Raw genomic sequence first — 5,631 nt, forward strand, 5'->3', positions numbered from 1 at the left:
CAAAGTCCCCCTTGGCGATATCTACAAAACCTGCTCTCACTCTCTCTTGAGCCATTGCCGGATCTGCTCGGCAGCTACATCGCGACCTCCCAACCCAAAAGCCAGCGCCACCGCCACGGCAATCGCCCCCAGAACCAGACCAAAAGCCAACACCACAATGTCGGTGGCCACGCCCATCTGCTGCAGGGCCATGGCGCCAACAAAAACCAAGATAGCCACCCGCGCCGCCTGGGCCAGTACCCCTGAGGAAGGGCTACCCAAGCTCTTGATCATAGAGTGGGCCAAATTGGCCAAATAAAGACCGATCCCAAACACCAGGGCGCCGATGAGCACCCGACCGGAAATCAGCAACAGCCCCTGCACAATGTCGGTTAGGGCGGCAAACTGCAGCAACTCCACTGCCGGCACCGCCCCAAACAAGACCACGCCTACCCAGACCACCAAGCCGGCGATCTCGGAGGGAGTGCGACGTTTGGCAGCGGGATCCCCTTCAGGCTCAGGAGCAGCGGCCAGGGGCAAGCCCAGCCCCGCGACCAGACGGTCAAAACCCACCGCCTGCAGTAACTGGGTGACTAAGCCGGCCAAAAACTGCCCTAGCAAGTAAAAGACGGCCAGGATGAGAGCGGATCCCGCGATCAAGGGAATGGCCCGCAACACCTGCTCCAGCATCGCCACCGCCGGATCGGAGATGGCCCGAATTTCCAAGGCATTCAGCGCCGCAATCACCGCCGGGATCAACACCAAGACATACACCACCGTCCCGACGATCTGGGCCAACTGGGGAACGCCAAAGCGTGCCCCCAACCGATTTGCCCCTGCTGCCACCAACAAATTGGAGACGATCCCACGCACGATGCGGGCCAAAAACCAGCCCACTGCACCGATGATCAGCGCTCCCAAAATCCGCGGCACCATCGACAGCAGCTGATCCAGCAGGTTTTGCACCGGCTGCAGCGGCCCCTGCAGGTTCAGGGTATCCAGGATGATCGGCAAAAAGAACAGCAGAATCAGCCAGTAAAGGGCATTGCCCAAAGTTTCATTCAGCAGGAAAGGGGTGACCTCTGTACCTCCCTCTTGGCCGGTTGGGGTTCCTTCTGCACCTGCCTCACCGGCAGTGCTTTCCTGTTGCAGAGGCCGGGCCAACTGCTCATCGAGGTTGAAACGCCGCAGCCCCTGGATGACCGCCAGCCGAGCAACAGTGGCCACCACCCAGCCCACAGCCAGCAGCACCAGCGCCCCACCCACCCGTGGCAGATAAACGAAGATTTCCCCCAAAAACCTGTTGAGCGGATCGGAGACAGCTTGAAGCTGCAGGGCATTCAGTACCGCCACCAACACAAAAGCAAGAATCACCCAGTAGACGGCAGCGGCCACCCAGCGCTCCGTTTGGGGCAGCTTCTCGCCGGGCTTTTGGCCCAAAACCCAAGCAGCCAAGCGATTGTCCAGTTGCGTCCTTTTGAGCAGTCCTCTAACGCCGAAGGCTACTGCCGTGGCCACTATCCAACCCAGAATTAAGATGGCAATCGCCGCAAGGAGATTGGGCATAAAATCGATAAGCCTAGACCAAAGACTGACGACAAAAGAGATGGCCTCATCTCCAATGGTGTTTCCAGAGGTGTCCATAATGATCCTCACAGCTTGAAAATGCTCAGGATGGACAGATAACAAGTGTAGGTTAACCTGAAGTGTTTTTTCAGGCAAGTTGGCCAAAGGGGGAATATGAAAAATATATATTGAGGCAGAAATGTCGGATCTCGAAATAAAACTTCACATTCTATTAACCCAAGGGCTCCAGCCATCAGTCAAAGCTCCGATGGGCCATCGAACGGCAAGGATCGAATTCAAGTTGTTGATACCGCAGATTATAGCTTTTCCCCACCGAGCAGGAGCTTTGTAGATTAAGTCAGGATCTCTGTTGTGCGATGGATGCGGCTGCATTGGCTAGAGTCAGTGTTGCTGGGAGGAACTGTAGCGGGCAGTTTGCATCCACAGAATGAGAGCATTTTGATGACCTATATAAAGAATCAAACGGGCAATCGACACTCGGTCAATGGGTTGGATCCCCTGTAGCCTTGATATGCTTAGCCTATTGGCTTGCTCACTGTCTGGCCTAAGGTGTATCCCGAAAAACGTTCACAGCCCTTCAATTTATATACAATTGACGCTTTTCTAAATCGGTTTCTTCCAATACACCAGCGCATCTTCTCCGTTGTAATACCCCTTGCGACGTCCCAGCCGTTGAAACCCTGCCGATTCGTACAGGCGGATTGCCGCTTGATTGGAAGCCTTTACCTCCAGAGTGGCCCAGCGGCAGCCTGCTGCTCTCGCTTGGTTCAGCAGTTCTTCCAGAATCCGCCGGCCCAAGCCCTGTCGTCGGTGCTCGGGATCCACCGCCAAGGAGATGATATGCGCTTCTTCTTCAATGCGCCAGAGAATGCCGAAGCCCACCAGCTCTTTTGTCGTCTGCGTCGGCGAAGTGGGGTTTGGAGAGGGAAGGGGAAACTCGGCTCGGCCCGAGCCACACGAAGCGCCAACGGCAGCGGGTTCCGCCACTACCCCAATCACCGTGCTTGTGGGTCGTTCCAGCTCCGCTCGATATCCCTGTTCTCCCCAGTATCCCCCATAGCACCGCCGATCCAGCTCCAGCAGTTGGGGCAGGGCAGTGATGTCCAACAGCTGCAGCCGATAACTCGTACCGCTCATGGTGGCCTAGTCCCGCAATTCGCAGAATTCCGCCAACAACAACTGCCCCAAGGGATCGTCATCGGGAGCCGCGTAGGGCAAGGCTCTGCGGCTGATGCTCAAGATGTTGCCCCCCGATTGGGGATGGTGCTCCGCACCGCTTTCGCGAACAGGCTTGAGTTCGTAGTCGATCCCTTCGGTGAAGCCGGCTTCCTGTAGGTAGTCTTGGGCGGCTTTGAGGATCCCTTCTCGCAGTTGCGCTTTGACCGCAGGGGCCATGAGGTGGCGAACAAACCACTGGGCGCTGGCGGGATCCACCTCGGCCAGGTATTGGAGGGCAGGGGTCAACACAGCAGGGCGCTCTTGAGGGGACAAGCCGTTCACCTGCTGAGCTACCGCGGGCACATCCCGCCGTTGCATCGCCTGGATCAGGGCTTGTGTGGCTGGAGAAAATGAGGGATCCTGCGCTTGGCTCATGGCTGGGGGTACCAGAGGGATTCGAGGGTGCGAACAATGGTCTCTGCTTGCTGTAGGGAAGAAGCGGTCGGCAGACAGACAGTCACATGGCCCAGTTTCCGCCCTGGGCGGGCAGGGGTTTTGTGGTACCAATGCACCGCTGCCTGAGGGATCCCCGCTAAGCACTGCCGCTTTTCTGCGTAATCGCCGGTGGAATGCTCATAGCCCAAGAGGTTCACCATCACTGCCCCCGCACACTTGAGGGAGGGATCCCCCAAGGGCAGGCCGAGGATGGCCCGCAGGTGTTGCTCGAATTGTGAGGTGCGGCAGGCTTCTAGGGTGTAGTGGCCGGAATTGTGGACCCGCGGCGAGATTTCGTTGATCCAGATCCCGGCCTTGGGGTGGGGCGGCGGCACCCAGAACAGCTCGATGCCAAACACGCCAACTGCACCCAATTTTTCCATCAGATCGGCTGCCAAGCGCCGGATCTCGGCCTCGGTGGTTGGGGGGATGCGGGCAGGCACCAGGACATGGCGGCAGATTTGCTCAATCTGCACAGTTTCCACCACCGGATAAACCCGGATCTCTCCCTTCAGCCCCCGCGCCACCATCACCGCCAACTCCCGCTCAAACGGGATCCATTCCTCCAGCAATAGCGGGATCCCCTCAGATTGGCTAAGGGCCTGCTGCAAAGCCACTCGGTCGCGCAAGATGCAGGTGCCCTGCCCATCGTAGCCCTGTCGCCGTCGCTTGAGCACCACCGGAAAGCCCAGTCCAGCCAGGTCTGCCGAATCCAACACCGCCTCCAGCGGGAAGAAAGTCGGCACCGGCAACCCCAACCGCGCCAGGAACTGCCGTTGGTGCAACTTGTCCAGCAGCGGCTCTAGCGTGCTGAGGCTGGGACGAAAGCGGGATCCCTCCGGATCCAGTTTTTTCAGCTCCGGCAGAGGGATAAACTCGTTTTCAAAAGTAACCACCGGGCAGCGCTCCAACAACTGGGCCGTGGCCTGGGTGTCGGCTACGGATCCCCAAACCACCCCATCGGCCACTGCCACCGCCGGATCGGTGGGAGCAGCAGCCTGCACCACCAGCGGGATCCCCATCTGGCGAGCTGCCAAGGCCAACATCTGCGCCAACTGCCCGCCGCCAATCACCCCCACAGGTTGGGATCTCTGGTCTTTTGAGGATACCTGGGTTTCCACAGCCGTACCGTTATACTGGTATACTGGGTGGTGGGCCGCTGTCCATTGCTTCTTGGATCTAGAACCCCATTATGGGACCCCTTGCCCTCCAGCGCTAGGAGAAAAACGGTGGAACCCTCTCAACCCTCTGAGCTGAGAGCTCTAATCAACCGGGCTTTGGCGGACAAAGTCTTGACTCGCGCCGAGCAACAGCAGATTCTCAGTGCCGTCATGGCCGATCAAGAAATTTCCCCAGAAGAGCACGAACTGCTGGAATCGATTGTGGAGCGCCTAAACAGTGGCGAGATCCGCGCTGTCGATTGAGCCCTGCCTTAAGACTGAGAGTGTCCCTAGGATCTTGGAGAATTGGATCCCAGTCTGTCCTTCGGCGCTGGGTATTCAGTCTGCAATGCTTGGGTCAATCCCGGTGGGTGGATCGCCTAGAATAATCCACAACCCACCTCTTTCTGCTGCCATGAGTTCTCACTCTTCAGATTGGTTCACGCGGGCTCGCCACATTTTTTACGGCACGGCCACCGCTCTGGTGGAGATCCTGCAAGACCCGGAAAAGCGCACCGAAAACCTCAACCGCCTTTCGATGGACTTGGGACAACTGGCGGCGGAGCTGGAGCAAAAGGGAGAGTTGATCGAGCAGGAGGCAGTTCGTTACGTTGAGAGTCTCAGGGATCCAGCCGCCAACGCCCCCTCGGCAAGTCCTGACTCTGAAGCGCCTGTCGAGAATGCTCCCCCGACACCAGCTTCCTCCCCCAACAAGCCGGCTATCTCCAGAGAAGAGATGGCTGAGTTGATGGAGCTGATCCATCAGATTGAGTCCTTGCGCCTGGATTTGGAGCGGTTGCGCACCTCGTCCTGAGTCCTGTGCGGTTCGATATCCTTACCCTTTTCCCCGAATTTTTTGAAACGCCGCTGTGCATTGGGCTGGTGGGCAAAGCCCTACAGCAGGGGATCGCCGAAGTCCACTGCACCAATCCACGCGACTTCGCCACCGATAAGCACCGCCGTGTCGATGATGAGCCCTACGGGGGTGGGGTGGGCATGGTGCTCAAGCCAGAGCCTTTCTTCGCTGCTGTCGCCTCCCTGCCCCGGTTGGATCCCTGCGAGATCATTCTGCTGACGCCCCAGGGGCAACCGCTGAACCAGGCGCTGCTGCAGGAGCTGGCCCAGAAAGCGCAACTGATCCTGCTGTGTGGCCAGTACGAGGGCTTTGACGAGCGCATCCGGGAACACTTGGCTACCCGTGAAGTGTCGCTGGGGGATTTTGTCCTGACGGGGGGGGAAATTCCGGCGCTGG

The 5,631-nt window shown here is 58.5% G+C and carries 7 protein-coding genes; 3 read left to right on the plus strand and 4 right to left on the minus strand.

What is annotated here, in order from left to right; translation table 11 throughout:
* Nucleotides 1-36: 36 nt before the first annotated feature.
* From NW837_RS04630 to NW837_RS04645, 4 genes are all read right to left on the minus strand, one after another.
* Nucleotides 37-1,623 (minus strand): mechanosensitive ion channel, encoded by a 1,587-nt coding sequence (locus tag NW837_RS04630; RefSeq protein ID WP_414329464.1) that lies wholly within the window; start codon nt 1,621-1,623, stop codon nt 37-39.
* Between the two features lie 546 nt (nt 1,624-2,169).
* Nucleotides 2,170-2,703 (minus strand): ribosomal protein S18-alanine N-acetyltransferase, encoded by a 534-nt coding sequence (rimI, locus tag NW837_RS04635; RefSeq protein WP_414329466.1) that lies wholly within the window; start codon nt 2,701-2,703, stop codon nt 2,170-2,172.
* Nucleotides 2,704-2,709: 6 nt separating this feature from the next.
* Entirely contained in the window at nt 2,710-3,159 is a 450-nt protein-coding gene (locus NW837_RS04640; RefSeq protein WP_414329467.1) for a hypothetical protein, read from the minus strand.
* Nucleotides 3,156-4,340, minus strand: a complete 1,185-nt coding sequence (locus tag NW837_RS04645; protein WP_414329469.1) for a 5-(carboxyamino)imidazole ribonucleotide synthase — start codon at nt 4,338-4,340, stop codon at nt 3,156-3,158. Before NW837_RS04645 ends, NW837_RS04640 begins: the two co-directional genes overlap by 4 nt.
* Nucleotides 4,341-4,448: 108 nt before the next feature.
* On the opposite strand from NW837_RS04645, the gene NW837_RS04650 reads away from it, so the two are divergent.
* The 3 genes from NW837_RS04650 to trmD form a co-directional block, all read left to right on the plus strand.
* Nucleotides 4,449-4,643 carry a hypothetical protein gene (locus tag NW837_RS04650; RefSeq protein WP_414329471.1) on the plus strand — a complete coding sequence of 65 codons (195 nt, stop codon included), beginning with the start codon at nt 4,449-4,451 and terminating at the stop codon, nt 4,641-4,643.
* A gap of 151 nt (nt 4,644-4,794) precedes the next feature.
* Nucleotides 4,795-5,193 (plus strand): hypothetical protein, encoded by a 399-nt coding sequence (locus NW837_RS04655; protein ID WP_414329472.1) that lies wholly within the window; start codon nt 4,795-4,797, stop codon nt 5,191-5,193.
* Between the two features lie 5 nt (nt 5,194-5,198).
* Nucleotides 5,199-5,631 (plus strand): tRNA (guanine(37)-N(1))-methyltransferase (gene trmD, locus NW837_RS04660; protein ID WP_414329474.1); only part of this gene is annotated, 433 nt, incomplete at its 3' end.

The sequence above is a fragment of the Synechococcus sp. R6-10 genome (assembly GCF_047461815.1).
Classification (GTDB): domain Bacteria; phylum Cyanobacteriota; class Cyanobacteriia; order Thermostichales; family Thermostichaceae; genus Thermostichus.

Coding starts and splice junctions, on each gene's coding strand:
- rimI (WP_414329466.1), bottom strand. CDS start 2,703: ATGAGCGGTACGAGTTATCGGCTGCAGCTGTTGGACATCACTGCCCTG.
- NW837_RS04630 (WP_414329464.1), bottom strand. CDS start 1,623: ATGGACACCTCTGGAAACACCATTGGAGATGAGGCCATCTCTTTTGTC.
- NW837_RS04640 (WP_414329467.1), bottom strand. CDS start 3,159: ATGAGCCAAGCGCAGGATCCCTCATTTTCTCCAGCCACACAAGCCCTG.
- NW837_RS04655 (WP_414329472.1), top strand. CDS start 4,795: ATGAGTTCTCACTCTTCAGATTGGTTCACGCGGGCTCGCCACATTTTT.